This window comes from Haloarcula ordinaria (genome assembly GCF_029338275.1).
Lineage (GTDB): Archaea > Halobacteriota > Halobacteria > Halobacteriales > Haloarculaceae > Haloarcula > Haloarcula ordinaria.
Window position 1 is genome coordinate 2,537,070 of the sequence record NZ_CP119789.1, and the last position, 16,629, is coordinate 2,553,698.

The window sequence follows — 16,629 nt, forward strand, 5'->3', positions numbered from 1 at the left end:
GGCCGACTGCGAGCGGTCATATCTGTGGACAGTTAGAAAACGTAGGCTCTGTTAGCGCATTCACATCTGAGAGTACTGGGATGCAAGAGACAGAGGGCGTATCTATCACCGACTATTGGGCTTATTGACAGACCTCGCTTGATCGGGGGCTGGAGCGGGCGTTTCACTCTTCGTCAACGGGCGAGACTTCCTGCCACGACGACTCACCGAAGAAGGTCTGTAGCGCCCCGAGGACCCCTAAGTACGTCCCGAAGAGGACGATTACGAACGGGACTACGAGTGCCAGCACTACACTTCCGAGTGGGTTAATTCCGAACATTTGGAGGGGCGTCATAGTATGCGGTAGAACTCACTTTTTCATAATATTGTCGGAAAATAACACAACTATATCACGACTGTGACTTCTGAAAGTGACTGATATGCGTGCTGTATGCAGCACGATCCAGAGATCTACCCAGGTGCTGTCAGAAGCGGCGTGCGAGATACAGAGGGTGTAGTCAGCACGGAATGGCGACTCAGTCCCATTGATGTACCACTATCCAGTCTGCCACGCAATGAACTTCTCGAACCCATAGGTAACCCCGAGAAAGAAGACAGCGAACACGAACCAACGGAAAACATCGAAGGTACCAGTGAACGCGAGAACGTTGAATATGTACGATAGCGACGCACCAACAAACGCAGCGACGTAGAGGTTACGTCGGCTCTTCATATACGCACTCCGACCGAACGTGAGTTAATTCTTTTCCAGTGGGTTACACGAACGGTTCTTCCGGTCAAGTCCGTCTCACGAGTTCTGTCCGCTCTACATACGCGCCCTCAGCCTTGTCTAGACGTTCCAGAGAGCATCGGATAGTTGCCCTTTGGAGGATCAGAATCCACTCAGGTCTTTTCTCGTCAATTTCGTTCGTTGGGCAAGAGCCATAGCAGCCAATCTACCCTGCGTCTAAACAAGGTCGTAACCTAGTATAGCCACAACGATAGGGGCGCAAGTGAATATCCACTGAACGATTACGCACCTCAGCAATGTGATCTGTAGCCATACTGACTATGTACAGTCTAGGCAGTGGGATCGGTTCGAAAGATTCGATATCTGTCAGTGTCAAATGACCGAGAGGGAAGTGCAGCCACCAGACTGTGCAAGTGACTGAAAGACCGTCTGTGTCTGGGTGACCAGTCAGTAGAGACTCACCGGAACCGGCGGAGAGCGACACCGACCAGATATCCGGCAGTCCCAGCTGGGAGTCCAAGCAGCAACCCGATCGGTGGTCCACTCCACTGCCAGAGAGTCCATCGAAATGCGTCCATCACCGTCCAGAAAGCGACGTTAAGCCCCAGGATGAGACCCGTGGGAATCGCAATACAAACGACTAGACCCGCGCCGTGATAGCCCGCCGCGATCGGGACGACCAGGGCAAGGACCCCACCGAGAAGCAGCAACAGTAGCGCGACGCCGAGTCCCTCCGTGTCGCCACCCGGACCGCTGAGTGCACCACTGACCCGGATGCCAATCGGGACGACCGCCGAGAGCAGTCCCAAGACGACAGCGACCACTCCGTATCGCTGCCGAGCTCCCCTTCGACTCCCGAGTAGCAGATGTTGGGTTTCCATACCTATGTTCTAAATGTATTCGAAATGATGTATCGGTTTTGTGTGTCGTGACACCAACTGCAACTGAACCGACCGAGTGGAGCTCTTGTGAACTCTGATTCCATCGGTGAGAGATCCGTATCCGCTAGCTTGCACGACGCAGCGAACATCAGCGCGATGTGGTAGAACCTCCACCGATAGATCAGCAGAGGTACTGATCACCTTATTCACCCGTGAATCAACGCCGCAAACTCTGTGAGGCTGTTTCTATGTCACGTTCTGCTGGGAAAATGACTATTAACAATCATTCATATACGCTTACATATGCCGGGTGATGACACCGGCTCAGGTCCGGATGATGAGACCGACGAGCTTCCGCCGGGCCCGGATGGGCTCCCAGTGCTGGGAAACACCCATCAGTACGTCAAGCAGCCAATGGGGTTTTTCGACGACCTTGCCGAGTACGGTGATGTCGCCCACTGTGAATTTCCGCGTATCGACGCCGTCGCTGTCTTCCATCCCGAGCACATCGGCGAGGTATTACTGGGACAAGACACCTACGAACGGTGGAATTTCGACGAACTGAAAGAACTCCTCGACTACGAGATCGCCCCGCGGGGTCTCACATTCACCCGTGGCGAGGAATGGATACAACAGCGCCACTTCCTCCAGCCGATGTTCGGGCTGAACCGGTTGCGAGGGTTCAGTTCGTCCATGGTTGCTACCACGGAACAACTGATCGAGGAGTGGGATGACGGCGAAGAAATCGTCATCAACGAGGAGTTCTCGGAACTGACGCTGTCGATACTCACTAATTCGCTGTTCGATTTCGACCTCGGCGAGCACCGGGAAGTGATCACCGATGCCGCCGACGAGCTACAGACCATGGCCGATATGAGTGGCCTCAGTGCCGTCGAAATGCTCTTGCCGTCGTGGGTGCCGACTCACAGGAACCGACGGTATACGCAGGCTATGGATGCGTTCGACGAAACGGTCGATACGCTCATTGAAGAGCGGAGAGCGAACCCCGGCCAGTACGACGACTTCCTGACGATGATGCTCGAAAAGGAGGACGACCACGAGTATTCGATGACCGATGCGGAAATTCACGACCACTTGATTACGTTTCTCATCGCTGGTCACGAGACGACAGCGATGGCACTGACGTTCACGTGGTTGTTGCTGGCGACCCATCCCGATGAGCGCGACCGATTATCGCAGGAAGCCACGACTGTGCTTGACGGCCCGCCTACGGCAGAAGACCTTGCCGACCTCACCGCTACCGAGCACGTCGCCAAGGAAGCGATGCGGCTCTATCCGCCAGCGGGGATGCTGTTCCGCGAGGCTGTTGAGGAGACAGCGCTTGGAGGGTACTACATTCCCGAAGGAACGAAGATCCTACTACCACAGTTCACTGTTCACAAGGACGACCGATGGTTCGACGCGCCCGAGCAGTTCCGGCCCGAGCGTTTTACCGATGCTCGGAGTGACAGACGGCCGGACTTTGCGTACTTCCCCTTTGGCGGTGGTCCCCACCAGTGTATCGGGATGCACTTTGCGATGATGGAGCTGAAACACATCATCCCGATGCTTGCCCGAAATGTAGAATTCGAGCTGTTGAGTTCGCCTCAGCCCGAGATAAACATGGAGTTGACGTTGCAACCTTCCGAGGATGTTCGGATGCGTGTTCACAAACAGTGACTCACCGTAGCAAGTTAGCGACAAAGATTCGGGGGTCTGTACCATCAGCGGGCGCTGCTATATAACTCAGCGTGCAAAGCTGAATGTGCAATATACGCGCCCTGTATTCAGCACGGCTACGGCAACCGCTCACCAGCTGAGTATCTCAGCGGGACCAACAATCACTCCAGCCAGACGCTCGCGAACGCGTCGAAGTAGTCCGACCCGGTGTCGACGAGGACGTGGTCGCCTCCCAGCCGCGTGACCCGGTTCGCGACGGCGTCGACGTGGGCGTCTAACCGTGACTGGTAGGTGTCCGCCATCGAACCGCTGAAATAGGAGCGACGGGTCTGGTCGCTCTCCGGGTCGGCGAACAGGACGTCGCCGACCGCGCCCGGGTCGCGTTCGTCTGGCGCGACGACACGGACGACCAGCACGTCCACCTCGTTCCGGACGAGCGCGGCGATACCCGCTTCGAACTCCTCTGGGTCGGCCAGACAGTCGCTCAGAATGACGACGAGCGAGCGCGACCGGATGCGCTCTGCGTACTCCGAGAGGACCGTCTCGAAGTCGGCCGAGCCGGACGGCTCCATGGCGTTCAGCTGGTCGATGAGGTTCAGCAGCTCCCCCCGGTTCGACCGCCCGGTGTCGAGGCGGTCGACCCGCTCCCGGAACGTCTCGAACAGGAAGTCGTTGTTCTCCTCGGCGGTGAGGTAGGCAAAGCCCAGCCCGAGTTTCGCCGCGAACTCGAACTTATTGGCCTCCCCATCACCGTAGTCCATCGAGGCGCTGGCGTCGAGCAGGACGTGGACCGTCAGGCTGCGCTCCTCCTCGAACTGCTTGATGAAGTACTCCTCCGTGCGGGCGAACAGCCGCCAGTCGATGAGCCTGGTGTCGTCACCCGGCGAGTATCGGCGGTAGTCGCTGAAGGTCAGCCCCTCACCGATCCGGGGGGACTCCTGGTCGCCCTGCCGGAGTGCCGTCGACACCCGGTTGAGCGCCGCGTCGAACCGGCCCAGTTCGTCGAGGAAGTCGGGTTCGATAGTCACGAGTCACCTCCCGGGGATTCGTCGTCCGATTGTCCGTGCGATGCCGGCATCGTCACTCGAAGAGCGACTGGACGACGTCGTCGGTCGTCAGCCCCTCCCGCTCCGCGCGGAAGTCGAGCAGGATGCGGTGTCTGAGCACGGGCGCGGCCAGCGCTTCGAGGTCCTCGCTGGCCACGTGCGACCGGCCAAAGAGGAAAGCGCGCGCCTTCGAGGCGAGGACGAGCGCCATGCTCGCCCGCGGACTCGCCCCGAACTCGATGGTGTCCTCCTCGCGGGTCCGGCGGACGAGCCGAATCGCCCGGTCCCGCAGGTCGTCGGCGATAGGGACCTCCCGGACGTACTGCTGGGCGGTCTGTATCTCCTGCCGGGTGAGCACTTTCTCGATGGGGACCTGTGGCTTCCCGCTGGTGAACATCTCGACGATGTCCCGTTCCTCCTCGTAGTTCGGGTAGTCGACCAGGATCTTCATCATGAAGCGGTCGGTCTGTGCCTCGGGCAGCGCGTAAGTCCCCGACTGGTCGATGGGGTTCTGCGTCGCGAGGATGAAGAACGGCCGGGGCAACTGGTAGGTCTCGCCGGCGGCCGTCACCTGCTTCTCCTGCATCGCTTCGAGCAGCGCGGCCTGCGTCTTCGGCGTGGCACGATTGATCTCGTCGGCGAGGACGACGTTGGCGAAGACCGGCCCCTTCTCGAAGACGAAGTCCCGGCCCTGTTCGGTCTCACGGATTATCTCGGTCCCGGTGATGTCGGAGGGCATCAGGTCCGGCGTGTTCTGGATGCGCGAGAACTCGAGGTCGGTCACCTCCGCGATGGTCCGGACCATCGTCGTCTTCCCGAGGCCGGGATTCGACTCTAACAACGCGTTCCCGTCGGCGAGGATGCAGACGAGCAGCTGCACGAGCACATCCCGCTGGCCGACGATTCGCTTTCTGATCTGGTCGCGTGCGTCCTGTAACTTCTGCTGTATCGTGTCGATGTCGTGTCCTGAGCTCATGTATCAGACTCCCCGTCCTCGCGTATCCGCAGGTTGTACTCGCGGATGAGTTCCGCGTCCTCCAGGTCCTCCGCACCGGCGAAGCCGGCCTGCTGGCTCTCGAAGTCGCCGCTCACGTCCCCGCCGGCCTCCGACGGGAACTGCTGTGTGGGGTCGACCTCCTCCTCGCCGCCGGTCGATTCTATCTGAGCGGTCAGGTTCTCGTCGCCGGCGGTCACGTCCTCGCTGTCGCCCAGCACCGAGTCGCCGTCTTCGAGGCCGGTGTAGTCCCGTGGCTGGTCTGGGCCGCCGTTCGCCGGCGTCGCTCCGCCGTTACCGTCGAGCAAGGCGAGGTCCACGGCGGCGACCTGGACCGTCGCGAGACTCAAGATAGCGATGACAAAGAGCGTCACCGCGAGTCGCCGGATGTTCACCAGCGCGACGCCGGACGTCTCGCGCAGCTGTGCGAGCACGTCCTCGTAGAGTCGCACGGCCATCGCCGTCTCCTGCTCGTCGGTGATAGCGTCGCGGGCGGTCCGGAGGGCCTCGGCGACCGAGGGGTTGACGGCCTCGAACTGCTCGATGAGGGGGCGCCGGAGCCGAAGCACCAGTTCGGCGACGAACACCACGAGCCCGACTGCGAGCGCGACGAGCGCGGACCCGGGTACCGTGGGGTCGGACAGCGGCACGCCAGCCGAATCGGTCACCGTCTCGGTGACGACGTCCGGGACCCCGACCTGCTCCGGAATCGCGCTGGGTTCCAGCGCCGCGACCAGCAGGTTCACGACGAGGAAGAGCGCGACGGCGTCGACGACGGCGTATATCGTGGCGGCCTTCCAGGCCTCGAACCGGACCGCTCTGAGCGCCGCACGCATCCGTTCGCCGACTGGTCTGTCTTTCTTGCTCATGGTCAGTACCCGCTACACTCCGGTTCGCCCTCGTTTTCGGCCTTGTTGCACAGCGACTGCAGGTCGTCTTCCATCTCGCTGTTCTCCTGTTGCAGGTCCTCGTTCTCGTTCTCGAGCGTATTTACCTCGTCCTGGAGGTCGTCGATTACGTCTTCGCGGTCGTTGAGTTCGTTCCTGAGGTTCACCACGTCGTTCTGTAGTTCCCGTCGGTCGTCTCGAAGCGTCTCGACCTCGTCTTCGAGCTCGTTCGCTTCCCGCTCCAGGCGCTGGTTCTCCTGGCGCAGTTCGCTCGTCGTGCCCTGCAGCGTGCTGACCCGGTCCTGGCTGTCTCGCAGTGCCTGTCTCGTCTCTGCCAGCTGGCTCTCGGTGGCGTTCAGCTGGGCCTCGGTCCGTTCGAGGTCGTCGGCTACCTGGTCAACGTCCTGGGTCCGCGTCTCGAGTGTCTGTCTGAGTTCGCGGACACGGGTCCGGTTGTCCTGGAGGTCGGCACGCGTTTCCTCCAGTTCGTCACGGAGGTCGGCGTTGGTCGACTTCAGGCGGTTGTTCTCTTGCTGTAGCTCGCCCGTCGAGTCCTGGTAGAAGACGGTAGCCCCGGCGGTGCCGGCGACTGCCAGGAGGATGAGGGCGACGAGTCCGAGGTTCAGGGTGCGACCGATTGCGCTCACGGGAGACCACTCTCCAGAGTAGTGCGCCCGCGGTACACTTGAACGCGTCGGGCGATGACCTCTGCAGTGAACAGCAGTAGTGCGCCCAGCAGGAAGACCCACGACCACGAGTCGCGGACCGTCCGGATTCGCGTCGACTGCTGGCGTGCCAGCCGTGCGATTTCCGCCCCCTCGCCGGGCGTGAACAGCTGCCCGCCCGTCTCCTCGACGACGCTCGTGAGGGCCTCGGACTGGCCGAACGTGCCGTACTCGGCGGGGTAGTTCGCCGCGTACTCGGTGTCGAGTACCGTTCCGTAGCCGGCCGTCGACGGCGTGAACTCGCCCTGATAGCGGTTCGTCCCGACCTGCCGGAACGTGATATCGGCCGCCTCGGGCCGTGTCTCGCCGCGGTACGTCAGCGACGTCAGCCGGCCGACGCGCGCGTCCCCGACGGCCGTGACGCCGGTCTGTGTCCGCGCCGGGTCGCCGATAGCGTAGTTGACCGACTTCGTCAGGACGAGCGAGTCCGGCCGTTCGAGCAGGCCGTCGAGCGTGCCGTCGTCGCCGTACGTCGTGATGGAGACGACCCGACCGAGGCCGAAGCGCCACGACGCGATGGCCGGCGTGCCGTCGGCCGTCGCCACCTGATAGTCGGCCCCGGGTTTCACCGTGACGCGGTTCGCCTGGCCCGGGTTGGCGGTCAGCTCCACGCCCGACGTGATGAACGTGTTCCGGGTGACGATGGTGAGTCGGTCGCCCTGGAACTGTCGCGACCCACCGCCGAACAGCAGTCGCAGGCGGTTCGTCTCGGTGGCCGCGAAGTACGACCCGCCGGACTCGGCGGCGATCTCCCGCAGCGTGAGTTCGTTGACCTTGCGGCCGGCACCCACGCTGACGACGCGAGTCCCCTCGCGGCCCAGCTGGTTCGAGACGGCGGCCGCTTGGGCCGGTCGGTCCTGGCCGTCGCTCAGGAGGATTATCGTCCCCTCGCGTTCCCCGAGCAGCTCGTCGGCCCCCTGCAGGCCGATGGCGATGTCGGTCGCTCCGCCGCTCGTGAGCCGGCGAATCTGGTTGGCGACCGTGTTCCTGTTTTCCCCCAGCGGGGCGAGTTCGGCCACCCGGAAGGCCCGGAAGTTGAACGCGACGACGCCGACCCGGTTCTCGTCGCCCAGCTGGTCGAGCACGTCGAGGGCCACGGCCTTCTGGATGGCCATCCCCTCCTCGGCACTGCCGGAGACGTCGACGAGCAGGACGATGTTCGTCGTCCCGCCAGTCGCGTTCCCGACGGAGACGGGCAGCATCGACGCGACGGGCGACTCGCCGTAGCCGCCGTTCTCGTAGGCGTTGTCGCCACCGACGACAACCAGGCCGCCGCCCTCGATGACGTGTTCCTGGAGGGCGCTGACGTTCCCGAATCGCGTAGCGGGGCTGTCCTGGACGACGACGGAGGAGTAGCCCGACAGGTCCGCCGGCACGGTGTCCGTCTTCGTCACGTCGTACAGCGAGTCGAGGAAGTTCTCGAAGGGGTAGGTCCGGGCCGAGACGTAGAGGACGTCCGGTTGCTCGACGACGCGAACGCTCTTGTAGAAGACGTTGTTGCGGTCGAAGACGTCGGAGCTCTCTATCGTCGCCGTCACCCGGTGTGAGCCGAGGTCCTCGAAGGTGTGCGTGACGGCCGTCGTGCCGTTCTCGCCGACCGTCCGCGTGGCGACCGTCTCGCCGTCGATGCTGACCTCGACAGTCGACTCGTCGGGAAGCCGGACGCCGTCGACGCTGACGACGAACCGGGACGGTACCCCCGAGCTCACCGTCTGTGGTCCGGAGACCGAGACGGCCGCTTCGCGGTTTCGCGGAATCAGCTCGACGGCGCTCACCGTCGCGTTCAGCCGTCTGGCCTCTTCCCCCGCTATCGCGAGGCTCCGCCCGGCGGTGACCTGGCCGTCGGAGAGCACCACTACCGTCCCGTTCTCTCTGGCGTTCGCTGCCAGGCCGTCACCCAGACGAGACGACGCCTCGCTCCCGACCGTCGTGGTGGTCACCGGGACGCCCGTCGCCTCGATGTCTGCGACGAGCGATTCGCGCGTGTCTGCGTAGACGTCCATACTGGCGGAGTCGTCGGTCAGCAGCGTCACGCTCGGCTCGCCGGCCGTCTCGCGGGTCTGGACCGTGTAGGGCCCCATCGCGCCGACGACGAGCAGGACGACGACGAGGACCCGGCTGGCAAAGAGCAGGCGTCTGCTCCGCGTCGACGCCGACCGGGAGCCCCGCTCGCCCCAGAAGACCACGTAGACGAGGACGGCGACGGCGACCGGGACGGCCACTGCTGGCCAGAGGTGTTCGACCCCGATCGTCAGCCCGTCGGAGAGGGTGTACGAGACGCTCATCAGAGGTCACCCCGGTATCGGAGGTATCCGACTTCCAGCAGGACCACGAACAGGCCGGCCAGCGCGGCGAACTCCGTCAACGGCCGGGGGACGCTCCGGCGCTCCTCGCGCGTGGCGTTCCCGGTCGGTCCCTGCCGGTCCGAGAGCGGTTCGACCGCTGTGTCGGACTCGCGTTCGTCGAGCAGCGACGCGCTCACCGTCCGTCCGGCTGCGCTGTAGAACCCGACGCGCTGGAGCGAGTTCGTCGGCCCGGTGACCGGCCCGTCCGGCCCCTCGATGCGGTCGGCGTCGAACCGGACCGTCTCGCCCGTCTCGAAGTTCAGCGCCGGCAGCGGGTCCCGGTTCGCGAGGTGGAAGACGGCCCGCTTCCAGAACACCGGGTACTGGTAGTTGAACTTGAAGCTCGAGCTGTCTTCGATGTACCCGTAGTACAGCAGACGGCCGCTCTCTCGCTCGGCGGTGGCGATGAGCGGGGTCCCGTCGCCGAGTTCGACCACCGTGCGGCCCTCGCGGAGGGAGCCGCTGACGTACTCGTCCGGCGGCTGGAAGTCGATGCCGCGGGTCAGCTCGTCCGGTGGCGGGGACTGTACGGTCGCGGCAGACCTGACGGGCCCCGGCTCTAGCAACAACAGGTCACCGTATCGCGTCGGGAGCTCCGGTTGCGCCTGGACGACGACGCCACCACCGTCGGCCACGAGCTCTCGACCCGCCTCGACGTTGCCGGGCAGGAGCGCGCTCGGGTCCACGTTGCTGTAGACGATGACGTCGTAGTCGTCGGTGACGGTCGTCGGTGGCCGGTCGACGGTCACGTCGACCTGGTCGACCACCTCCAGCGCCGTAATCAGGTACCGGTTCGGGTCGTTGGTCAGCACGAGCACCTCCACGGTGGGGTCCGAAGGTGCGGCGATGGAGACCGTGTCGTCGGTCGCGAAGCCGTCACCTGGCGAGAGTCGCGCCTGACTCCGGCCGGCCGGGACCGGGAACGTCACCGTCTCGAGGTCGTCTGGCCCCAGTTCGACCCGCGCGTTCCGGTTCCCGAGCGTGACCGTCCGGGTGACCGTCTCGCTCCCGAAGTTCTTGACCGACAGCGTCACCCTGGACCCGGCGAAGCGGCGGTCGACGAATCCCACGTTCGCGTCGCCGCCAGCGTCGAACTGCCGCAGGTCGACCGAGAGGTCCCGGGCGCGGGCGGTGGCCACGGCGTCGGTCCACTCGTTTCCGGCGAAGTCACTGAGCACCACTATTCGGGCGTTCTCACCCGCCAGCGCGGTCGCCTGCGTTATCGCGCCGTCGAGGTCGCCCGGCGCGTCGGTCACCTGTAACTGCCCGAGCGCCTCGCGGGCCTCGCTGGGTGTCCCTCGCTGGAGGGTGACGTCACCCCCGTCGTCGGTGGTGACGACCGAGGTCGTGCTGGTGACCTCCGCGTCGGCCGTCTCGAGCGCGCGAGCGAGCCGGGTGTCGCCACCGCCGGTGGTCGCCATGCTCGCGCTCGTGTCGACCACCAGGACGGTCTCCTCGACGACGGCACGCTCGTTGACCATCACGTACGGCGCCGCGAGACCGACGGCCAGCAGGAGGAGCGCCAGCAGCTGGACGAGCAGGAGGAGGCTCCGCGAGAGCCGTTCCAGCAGGGGATTGGTCGCCTGCTGGCGCTCGTCGTTGGCGAGGAAGCGGAACGTCGGGAGCTCCATCCGCTGGGGCTCCGGGCGGATGAAGTACAGCACCACGATTGGGATGGCGAGGGCGAACGCCGCCAATCCGAGCGGGGAGAGGAAGATTTCCGAGAGGACCATTGCCGGACCAACTCCCGGCACCCGTATTTATGTTGTGTCTGAGTTGTCAGTTACGCATCAATTGTGGCTGGCCTGTCAGGTGCTCTGTGGCCCCTCGGCATGACCAGACGGGATTTATTCGGAATGGGACCGAAGAGACGGTATGAGCGACAACGGCGGACACGATAACGAGGTTCAGGACGACCACGACGACCACCACGCGCACGACCCCAAGCGCGTCAGTATCGCCGTCCTCACCGTCTCTACGACACGGACGCTCGAAGACGACCCCGCCGGCGACGTCGTCGCTGGGGCCTGCGAGCGAACGGGTCACGACGTCGTGACCCGGCGCGTCGTAGACGACGACAGGGACGCCATCGTCGAAGCGGTGGCGGCGGCGTTCGACGAGGACGACGCCGACGTCGTCGTGACCACGGGCGGGACCGGCCTGACCCCCGACGACGTCACCGTCGAGGCCCTCCGACCGCTGTTCGACCGCCGGATTCCTGGGTTCGGAGAACTGTTCCGCGGGTTCTCCTACGAGGAGGTGGGGCCGATGGCGATGGCCTCGCGGTCGACGGCGGGCGTCGTGGACGACCGCATCGTGTTCTGTCTGCCCGGAAGCGAGCACGCCGCCCGGACCGGGACCGAACGGCTCATCGTCCCGGCCGTCGGCCACCTGGTCGGTCTCGTCCGTCGCTGAGGCGACCCGCACGGTTTTGGGGACAGTCCTGTTACGACCGAGCGATGACCGACGAGTTCACGCACGTCGAAGACGAGGGCGAGGCGCAGATGGTCGACGTCGGGGGGAAGGCAGACAGCAAGCGTCGCGCCGTTGCCCGGGGCCGGATACGGCTCTCGGCGGCGACGCTCGAGGCCATCGCGGCCGACGAAATGGAGAAGGGCGACGTCCTGGCCACGGCACGAGTCGGGGCCATCCAGGCGGTCAAGCACACGTGGGAGACGATTCCGCTGTGCCACCAGATTCCAGTGACGAACGTCGACGTGTCGTTCGACGTCGACGAATCGGCCGTCGAGGTGACTGTTGCCGTCGATACGGTGGGGAAGACCGGCTGTGAGATGGAGGCGCTCCAGGGGGTGACGACCGGGCTGAACGTCGTCTGGGACATGGTGAAGGCGAGCGAGAAAGACGCCGACGGCGAGTATCCGACGACCGCAATCGAGGACGTACGTGTCGTCGAGAAGTCGGTCGACAGGTAATCGACGGCGGGTCGAGACCGGTCGGTGGCTCAGTCCGGTGCCGCCGAAAACACATACGTGTCTCCGCCGAGTAGACCACTCCATGCAGGTCCTCGGTATCGTCGGCCCCTCGGGCAACGGGACGACCACACTCGTCGAACGACTCGTCGCGCGCTGCGCGGACTCTGCTCGGGTGGCAACGGTCACGCAGTGCGACCGCGCGCCGGCCGTCGATACCGACCGGACAGATATCGCCCGCCATCGCACGGCGGGCGCGGCGACCACCGTGGCCACGACCGACGACGGCGAGTGGGTCGCCAGCGGCGAGTCCAGGACGCTGGACGAGACGCTAACCGAGCTCGCGCCGGCGTTCGACTACGTGTTCGTCGATGGGTACCCCGATTCGTCGCTGCCGAAGGTCGTGCTGGGGGACCGACCCGCGACCGACCCGGTCGTCCACCGCGCCGACGACGGCGAGACGGCGGACCTCGATGCGATTCTCGATGCGCTGGCTGCCCAGGACCCCTACGTCACCCTCGAATCGCTCGTCCGCGAGGTCAAACGCAGCCCAGACGAGGACCGGGCGGGCGCTATCGCCACCTTCACCGGCCGGGTCCGCGCCCGTGACGGCGTCGACGACGCGCCGACCGAACACCTGGAGTTCGAGCGCTACGACGCGGTGGCCGACGAGACGATGGCGGCGATTCGCGAGGACATCGAGGGCCGCGAGGGCGTGTTCGCGGTCCGCCTCCACCACAAGACCGGCGTCGTCCAGGCCGGCGAGGATATCGTCTTCGTCGTCGTCCTGGCCGGCCACCGCGAGGAGGCGTTCCGAGCCGTCGAGGACGGTATCGACCGGCTCAAGGCGGAAGTGCCGCTGTTCAAGAAGGAGGTCACGGTCGAGGAGGCGTTCTGGGCCCACGACAGATAACCGCCCAACGGCTGCTCGTTGGCGGATCCCCATTCGCCCAGTTCTAGTCGATTCTCCGATAGTTCTATTACCCGCGTCAGTGTATGTACGACTGATGTCGAAGAAGGTCATCGCCCTCGTCGCTCTCGCCGTCCTGACGCTCGCGTACGTCTACCGGAAGTAGCGACGGACAGCCCCAGTCGTACAGTCCTCCGACCACGTTTCCGAACGCTTACCAGCGACAGCGCCGTACCGACGGCCATGTACGGCGTCGTCACGCGCAACGAGGACGAGACCGAGTGGTCGGAGTTCGACCGCGCGTTCTACGAGGTCAAGGACGTCACCGGCCGGGCAGCCGAACCTGTCGACAGCGCGGTGAACATGGTGTCGTGTTTCGGTGACAACGCCGTCGAGAGCGAGCAGGAGTTGCTGTCCTTCGACGACGAGGGCACGGCGGCGACGCGCAACGAACCGTACTTCGACTGGACGTACGTCTGCCCGACCCACGACCGGTACCGCGAGGGGCTCCTGGACATCATCGAGGACGCGGCCGCCGTCACCGACGACGTCCGCCTCGACGACGTCGGGTTCCCCCGTGAGGAGTACTGCCACTGCGACCGCTGTGAGCGGCGGTTCGAGGAGAGCGAGTTCGAGGACTGGGGCGAGTGGCGAAACGACGTCATCACCTCCTTCGTCGCCGCGGCGCGCGAGCGGGTCCCCGGTAACCTTTATCTCACCCTGTACCCCGACCCGTATCCGGGCCACCTCGAAGCCCGCAGCGGGATTGCTATCGACGACCTGTCCGAGCACGTCGACGAGTTCGTCGTCCCCATCTACGACATGGCGTACTCGACGACCTACTGGCTGGAGATTCTCGCCAAGGGGTTCCGCGACCGTCTCTCGACGCCGTTCAGCATCGAACTGTACGCCGTCGACGTGGACATCGACGCGCTCGCGAAAGCCGCCGAAGTGGCCGCAGAGTACGGTGAGAGCGTCCTCTTCGGCTACGACGCGAGCAACGCCAGGGCGACCATCCGCCGGATGAGCGCCGACGCGCGCGATGGGCAGTCGTTCGGCCCGGACTGAGACCGTTTTTTCAGGACGGGGCGCAGGATACCTTTATCTATTCGGCGAGCGACATATCTGGTATGCGCGAACGCATCACTCGAGTGGTCAACAGGGCGAAGTACGCGGCAATCGGCGGCGCCATCGGCGGAGCGGTCGGCGGCATCTTCAGCGCGCGCGCCGCGAGCACGGCGGCAGGTGCTGGCGCGCTCGTCGGCGCGATTCTGGGCGAGAAGTGGACCTCCGCGGCACCGGTCGTCAAGCGCGCCCGCTCGAAAGCCGACGAGGAGTGGGCGCTGGCCGGTCCGATGGTCGAGAAGGCCAAGGAGACGGCGAGGGCGCGCGCGCCCAGTCGGCGCTAGTCGTCAGTCGAAGAACCGGTCGCGCCAGCGCAGTATCTCGTCGCGGTCACGGGTGTCCTCCGGGAGTGTCTCGAACCAGCGAGCCTCGCTGATCTCCTCGTCCGGGTCGTCGACGCTGAGCGCCGTCGTCTCGGCACGGGCCTCGAACACCGGGAGGATGCCCCAGGTGTTGTTCCCGTCGCAGTAGAACTCGACGCGGCCGAGCATGCCCAGGCCCTCGATGGTCGCCTCGACGCCGCTCTCCTCGCCGAGCTCGCGGAGCGCGGCCTCCTCGAAGGACTCGTCGCCGTCGAGCTCGCCGCCGGGCAGGACCCACTGGTCGACTCCCTCGTGACGGACGAGGAGAATCTCGCCCGGTGCCCGGTAGGTCAAGGTGTGGGAACCGAACGGCGCACCGTGGTCACGGGCGTCGGTCGCGACCTGTTTGAACCGGTGTCGCGGGACGCGCCGGTGACGAGTGAACTCGACGAACCCCTCGTGTGCCGTCGCCAGGTCGTGGTACGTCTGTTCGGCCTGCTGACTCGCCACGTCGGCGAGATACCACAGGTTGTCGACAGTAGTCATCCGTCCAGCGGGTCGGCGCTCCGTCTCGCTTGTGAATACCGCGGCCCGGGAGGTGTAGATGCGCAGTTCATACGGCGCGATAGGAGAGTATTACCTATAAGTCTTCGACAATATCGGTGCACCGACGGGTCGCTTCCGGAGCCAGGCTGTCGGTCGCCGGGTCGAATCAGTCCCTTTTTGACGAGTCGTCCAGTAGCGGCGCCTATGGCATTCGAAGAAGACGACCACGTCATTCTCAACGACGAGCACAGCGACTACGACGGCGAAGAAGGCACCATCACGCAGGTCGTCGAGACGATGTTCGGCGACGCGAACTACACCGTCTCGTTCGAGGACGGCCAGGAGCAGGGCGTCCCCGAGGACAACCTCGAAGCCGTCGAGGAGTAAGGCCCCGATGTCGTCGGTCCCCTTCCACTACGTCGACCTCCGCACCTTCTGTTATGCGACGGAAGACGAGAAACGCGTCGAGCAGGCCCTCCGGACCTTCCTCCCCGAGGACTACCCCATCGAGCGCGTGACGAACGAGGGACACTACGGGGACCGCATCGTGGTGCTGTCGGCGCGCGTCGAGAACGCTGACGAGGTCCGACACGTCCTCTCGCAGGTCGCGTCAGTGTCGGAGATCGACGACGTCCGCGCGGAACTGGACGACCGGGTCGACGACAACTGCTCGTTCTTCCTCACGTTCGACAAGCAGTCGGCCTTCAAAGGCGACGTCGCCCGCGGCGACGGTATCACGCTTCGCGCCAAGGTCGAAGCCTACCCGGCAAAACGAGAGAAAGCGGTCGCCAACGCGCGTGAACTCCTGGACGAACTGTGATGTACGAGGCCGTCCACGCCCGTCCCGACGGCGCGAGCACCGTCGCCAGACAGGCGCTGACGGCCGCCGACTACGGGTACGACGGCATCGTCGTCAGGAACCACGTAGACGAGCGAGCGACGTACGACGCCGAGACTGTCGCCGGGGAATACGGTATCGATGTCGTCACGGGCGTCGAAGTCCGCGCCGATGCCCCCGCACAAGCCAGCGGCCACGTGGGGAACGCCCGGTCCTCACAGACCATCGTCGCCGTCCACGGCGGCGACGCCGAGATGAACCGCTTCGCCGTGGAACAGCCGACCGTCGACGTGCTCGCCCATCCGATGCGTGCCGACGGCGACTTCAACCACGTCCTGGCGGCCGCAGCCGCCGAGAACGGTGTCCGCGTCGAGTTCTCGCTGGCCCGAGTCCTGCGCGAGGAGGGCGGACGACGCGTCAGAACCATCCAGGCCCTCCGGAAACTCCGTGAACTCGTGGCCGACGCCGACGCGCCGTACGTCGTCAGTGCGGACCCGTTCAGTCACCTGCAGATACGCGCGCCCCGCGAGCTCGTCGCCGTTGGGGAGACCATCGGGTTCGACGCCGACGCAGTTCGCGACGGCCTCGCCGAGTGGGGCCGACTCGCCGAACGGAACCGTGACCGGCGGTCAGACGCGTTCGTCGAGCCGGGCGTCCGCATCGACGAGACCGACGAGGAGTGACGCGTTG

General features: G+C 64.8%; 17 protein-coding genes. 9 read left to right on the plus strand and 8 right to left on the minus strand.

The genetic code is table 11. The annotated features are described in order from the left end of the window. Window positions 1-163 precede the first annotated feature (163 nt). The gene (locus tag P1L41_RS13345; RefSeq protein ID WP_276296220.1) at window positions 164-334 is read right to left on the minus strand and encodes a hypothetical protein; all 171 of its coding nucleotides are present in this window, start codon (window positions 332-334) and stop codon (window positions 164-166) included. Between the two features lie 1,580 nt (window positions 335-1,914). On the opposite strand from P1L41_RS13345, the gene P1L41_RS13350 reads away from it, so the two are divergent. Beyond that, complete coding sequence (locus tag P1L41_RS13350) at window positions 1,915-3,291, plus strand: cytochrome P450 (RefSeq protein WP_276296221.1); 1,377 nt, start codon at window positions 1,915-1,917, stop codon at window positions 3,289-3,291. 161 nt (window positions 3,292-3,452) lie between these two features. Here the strand turns inward: P1L41_RS13350 and P1L41_RS13355 are convergent, their stop codons facing one another. Genes P1L41_RS13355 through P1L41_RS13380 form a run of 6 tightly spaced genes read right to left on the minus strand, consistent with a single transcriptional unit; the run spans window position 3,453 to window position 11,021 of the window. After that, window positions 3,453-4,319: a DUF58 domain-containing protein gene (locus P1L41_RS13355; protein ID WP_276296222.1), complete on the minus strand. Its 867-nt coding sequence runs from the start codon at window positions 4,317-4,319 to the stop codon at window positions 3,453-3,455. A gap of 52 nt (window positions 4,320-4,371) precedes the next feature. Next, window positions 4,372-5,313 carry an AAA family ATPase gene (locus P1L41_RS13360; RefSeq protein WP_276296223.1) on the minus strand — a complete coding sequence of 314 codons (942 nt, stop codon included), beginning with the start codon at window positions 5,311-5,313 and terminating at the stop codon, window positions 4,372-4,374. Further along, complete coding sequence (locus P1L41_RS13365) at window positions 5,310-6,200, minus strand: DUF7502 family protein (protein WP_276296224.1); 891 nt, start codon at window positions 6,198-6,200, stop codon at window positions 5,310-5,312. Before P1L41_RS13365 ends, P1L41_RS13360 begins: the two co-directional genes overlap by 4 nt. A gap of 2 nt (window positions 6,201-6,202) precedes the next feature. Continuing rightward, entirely contained in the window at window positions 6,203-6,865 is a 663-nt protein-coding gene (locus P1L41_RS13370) for a chromosome partitioning protein (RefSeq protein WP_276296225.1), read from the minus strand. Further along, window positions 6,862-9,228 (minus strand): vWA domain-containing protein, encoded by a 2,367-nt coding sequence (locus P1L41_RS13375; protein ID WP_276296226.1) that lies wholly within the window; start codon window positions 9,226-9,228, stop codon window positions 6,862-6,864. Before P1L41_RS13375 ends, P1L41_RS13370 begins: the two co-directional genes overlap by 4 nt. Further along, window positions 9,228-11,021 (minus strand): vWA domain-containing protein, encoded by a 1,794-nt coding sequence (locus P1L41_RS13380; RefSeq protein ID WP_276296227.1) that lies wholly within the window; start codon window positions 11,019-11,021, stop codon window positions 9,228-9,230. Before P1L41_RS13380 ends, P1L41_RS13375 begins: the two co-directional genes overlap by 1 nt. Before the next feature lie 142 nt (window positions 11,022-11,163). Here P1L41_RS13380 and P1L41_RS13385 point away from each other — a divergent pair, with 142 nt between their 5' ends. From P1L41_RS13385 to P1L41_RS13405, 5 genes are all read left to right on the plus strand, one after another. Then, entirely contained in the window at window positions 11,164-11,703 is a 540-nt protein-coding gene (locus P1L41_RS13385) for a MogA/MoaB family molybdenum cofactor biosynthesis protein (RefSeq protein ID WP_276296228.1), read from the plus strand. A gap of 44 nt (window positions 11,704-11,747) precedes the next feature. Next, a complete protein-coding gene (gene moaC, locus P1L41_RS13390; RefSeq protein ID WP_276296229.1) occupies window positions 11,748-12,221 on the plus strand; it encodes a cyclic pyranopterin monophosphate synthase MoaC in 474 nt (157 codons plus the stop codon). 82 nt (window positions 12,222-12,303) lie between these two features. After that, a complete protein-coding gene (locus P1L41_RS13395) occupies window positions 12,304-13,131 on the plus strand; it encodes a molybdopterin synthase (RefSeq protein WP_276296230.1) in 828 nt (275 codons plus the stop codon). Window positions 13,132-13,371: 240 nt separating this feature from the next. Beyond that, window positions 13,372-14,196 (plus strand): hypothetical protein, encoded by an 825-nt coding sequence (locus P1L41_RS13400; protein WP_276296231.1) that lies wholly within the window; start codon window positions 13,372-13,374, stop codon window positions 14,194-14,196. A gap of 62 nt (window positions 14,197-14,258) precedes the next feature. Further along, window positions 14,259-14,537 carry a hypothetical protein gene (locus P1L41_RS13405; RefSeq protein ID WP_276296232.1) on the plus strand — a complete coding sequence of 93 codons (279 nt, stop codon included), beginning with the start codon at window positions 14,259-14,261 and terminating at the stop codon, window positions 14,535-14,537. Window positions 14,538-14,540: 3 nt separating this feature from the next. Here P1L41_RS13405 and P1L41_RS13410 read toward each other — a convergent pair whose 3' ends face one another. Continuing rightward, window positions 14,541-15,101, minus strand: coding sequence for an NUDIX hydrolase (locus P1L41_RS13410; RefSeq protein ID WP_276296233.1), 561 nt, complete (start codon window positions 15,099-15,101; stop codon window positions 14,541-14,543). Window positions 15,102-15,305: 204 nt separating this feature from the next. Here P1L41_RS13410 and P1L41_RS13415 point away from each other — a divergent pair, with 204 nt between their 5' ends. Genes P1L41_RS13415 through P1L41_RS13425 form a run of 3 tightly spaced genes read left to right on the plus strand, consistent with a single transcriptional unit; the run spans window position 15,306 to window position 16,622 of the window. Beyond that, entirely contained in the window at window positions 15,306-15,488 is a 183-nt protein-coding gene (locus P1L41_RS13415; protein WP_276296234.1) for a DUF1918 domain-containing protein, read from the plus strand. A gap of 7 nt (window positions 15,489-15,495) precedes the next feature. Beyond that, window positions 15,496-15,921: an RNA-binding protein gene (locus tag P1L41_RS13420; RefSeq protein WP_276296235.1), complete on the plus strand. Its 426-nt coding sequence runs from the start codon at window positions 15,496-15,498 to the stop codon at window positions 15,919-15,921. Next, window positions 15,921-16,622, plus strand: coding sequence for an RNase P subunit p30 family protein (locus tag P1L41_RS13425; RefSeq protein WP_276296236.1), 702 nt, complete (start codon window positions 15,921-15,923; stop codon window positions 16,620-16,622). Before P1L41_RS13420 ends, P1L41_RS13425 begins: the two co-directional genes overlap by 1 nt. The last annotated feature ends 7 nt before the right edge of the window (window positions 16,623-16,629 follow it).

Bases quoted from the DNA above. Each gene is read 5' to 3' on its own strand.
- moaC (WP_276296229.1), top strand. From the start codon at position 11,748: ATGACCGACGAGTTCACGCACGTCGAAGACGAGGGCGAGGCGCAGATG.
- P1L41_RS13405 (WP_276296232.1), top strand. From the start codon at position 14,259: ATGCGCGAACGCATCACTCGAGTGGTCAACAGGGCGAAGTACGCGGCA.
- P1L41_RS13410 (WP_276296233.1), bottom strand. From the start codon at position 15,101: ATGACTACTGTCGACAACCTGTGGTATCTCGCCGACGTGGCGAGTCAG.
- P1L41_RS13385 (WP_276296228.1), top strand. From the start codon at position 11,164: ATGAGCGACAACGGCGGACACGATAACGAGGTTCAGGACGACCACGAC.
- P1L41_RS13365 (WP_276296224.1), bottom strand. From the start codon at position 6,200: ATGAGCAAGAAAGACAGACCAGTCGGCGAACGGATGCGTGCGGCGCTC.
- P1L41_RS13350 (WP_276296221.1), top strand. From the start codon at position 1,915: ATGCCGGGTGATGACACCGGCTCAGGTCCGGATGATGAGACCGACGAG.
- P1L41_RS13415 (WP_276296234.1), top strand. From the start codon at position 15,306: ATGGCATTCGAAGAAGACGACCACGTCATTCTCAACGACGAGCACAGC.
- P1L41_RS13400 (WP_276296231.1), top strand. From the start codon at position 13,372: ATGTACGGCGTCGTCACGCGCAACGAGGACGAGACCGAGTGGTCGGAG.
- P1L41_RS13420 (WP_276296235.1), top strand. From the start codon at position 15,496: ATGTCGTCGGTCCCCTTCCACTACGTCGACCTCCGCACCTTCTGTTAT.
- P1L41_RS13425 (WP_276296236.1), top strand. From the start codon at position 15,921: ATGTACGAGGCCGTCCACGCCCGTCCCGACGGCGCGAGCACCGTCGCC.
- P1L41_RS13380 (WP_276296227.1), bottom strand. From the start codon at position 11,021: ATGGTCCTCTCGGAAATCTTCCTCTCCCCGCTCGGATTGGCGGCGTTC.
- P1L41_RS13395 (WP_276296230.1), top strand. From the start codon at position 12,304: ATGCAGGTCCTCGGTATCGTCGGCCCCTCGGGCAACGGGACGACCACA.
- P1L41_RS13345 (WP_276296220.1), bottom strand. From the start codon at position 334: ATGACGCCCCTCCAAATGTTCGGAATTAACCCACTCGGAAGTGTAGTG.
- P1L41_RS13360 (WP_276296223.1), bottom strand. From the start codon at position 5,313: ATGAGCTCAGGACACGACATCGACACGATACAGCAGAAGTTACAGGAC.
- P1L41_RS13375 (WP_276296226.1), bottom strand. From the start codon at position 9,228: ATGAGCGTCTCGTACACCCTCTCCGACGGGCTGACGATCGGGGTCGAA.